Below are 1,661 nucleotides of genomic sequence, written 5' to 3'. Positions count from 1 at the left end.
TTCTTCGACACGGCCGCCACGGCCTATCTGCCGGATCTGCTCGGCCGCGACCCCGCACTCCTTGAGCGCGCCAACTCCCGCCTGCGCGGCACCCAGACCGCCGCGTCCGGCTTCGCGGGGCCGCCCGCGGGCAGTGCCCTGCTCGTGCTCGGGCGGGCGGTTCCGCTGCTCGCCGACGCGATCTCGTTCGCACTCTCCGCACTGCTCGTACGGTCGCTGCCTACCGCGCCCCGGCCCGTACCAAAGGCCCATGAGTCGCTGCTGCGGCAGGCGCGGGCCGGGGCCTCGTACGTCTTCCGGGATCGGTTGCTGCTCGGGCTCGCGCTGCGTCCGGCGGTCGGGAACGTCGCCTTCCTCGCCGTGGAGACCGTACTGGCCCTCTTCGCGCACGACCGTCTGGGCATCGGCGCCTTCGGCTTCGGCCTGCTTCTGACGACGGAGGCCACCGGCGGTCTGCTCGGCGCAGCCATCGCCTCCTTCCTCGGCCGACGACTCGGTACCGGTACCGCGTTGACCTGCACGGCCGCGGTCGAGGGACTCGCCATCCTGGGCCTTGCCGCCGCCCCGAACCCGTACATCGCCGGCCTCGCGCTCGCCGTCTGCGGGGCGGGCATGGGCGCCACGATGGTGCTCGGGCCCTCCCTCCGGCAGGCGATCGTCCCGGCCCACCTGATGGGGCGGGTCGCCTCCACCTCCCGCATGCTCGCCATGTGCGCAGCCCCGTTCGGCGCCTTCCTCGGTGGCTGGCTGGCCACCACGTACGACCTGCGTACCCCGCTCTACACCGCCGCCGGCCTCCTCCTGACCATGACCGCCGTCACGGCGACCATGACCAGCAACCGGCGGGTCGAAGCGGCACTGCGTGGTGTTACCTCGACCAGCGGTCCAGGCCACCCGGAATCCGCGGATCCCGTTCGGGAGAGTGCACCCGAATTGTCGTGACACCAGGTACGCCGTGGCTGAGTGCGCCCTCGTCCTCGCGGCGGGCGGGATCACCATGGACGCCAGGTCGCCGCTGCTCTGTGCCTGGGCGCCGACGGCGTGTGGGTGGGGACCCGTCTCGTCGCCTCGCGTGAGGCACGGGTCCAATCCCGAACACCACCGCCGACTGGTCTCAGCGCAGGGGAAGACACGGCACGCAGCGGGAGCCGGGTGCGCCCGCGGCGACGACGCGGGCGCCGAGTCGTCAGGCGGGCTGGACGGTGATGGTGCACAGGCGTTTGGTGGCCCTGGTCAGGGCTACGTACAAGTCCCTTTCCCCGCCCGGGCGCGCGGTGATGATTTCCTCGGGGTTCATGACAACGACCCCGTCGAATTCCAGGCCGCGTGCTTCGGACGCCGGCACGATGCGTGCGTGGTGAGCGATGCCCTGGGCCGTCAGCTCGCTCACCTGGGTGTCCGCGCAGATCACTCCCAGGAGCTCGCCCGGGTGCGCGGTGCTCTGGGCGCGGAGTTCCTGAACGACGGCGGTGACCAACCCGTCCGGAGGCGTAGTCACGGTGCGAGGGCTTTCACCGCTGCGCAGTGACCGTGTGGGCTTCTGGTCCGGGGCGATCCGCGTGAGCAGGTCCCGGACGCTCTCCAGGATCTCCTGCGTGGTGCGGTAACTGACGGTCAGGTTGTGCAGTTGGAACCGCGGTCCGACGTGGGGGCTCAGTGCT

Annotated in this window: 1 protein-coding gene and 1 pseudogene; one reads left to right on the top strand and one right to left on the bottom strand. The window is 71.4% G+C overall.

Going from position 1 to position 1,661, the window contains the following annotated elements:
* The coding region (locus tag O3X23_RS43840; protein WP_269280992.1) for an MFS transporter at window positions 1-942 on the top strand (942 nt) is incomplete at its 5' end.
* A 244-nt stretch (window positions 943-1,186) separates the two neighbouring features.
* Here O3X23_RS43840 and O3X23_RS43835 read toward each other — a convergent pair.
* Window positions 1,187-1,661: pseudogene (locus tag O3X23_RS43835) on the bottom strand (ATP-dependent DNA helicase); the annotation flags it as partial.

Origin of the sequence: Streptomyces sp. H39-S7 (assembly GCF_027158205.1) — a bacterium.
Lineage (GTDB): Bacteria > Actinomycetota > Actinomycetes > Streptomycetales > Streptomycetaceae > Actinacidiphila.
The sequence above is the reverse complement of the archived record's forward strand: the minus strand, read 5'-3'. Positions and strand labels throughout refer to the sequence as shown.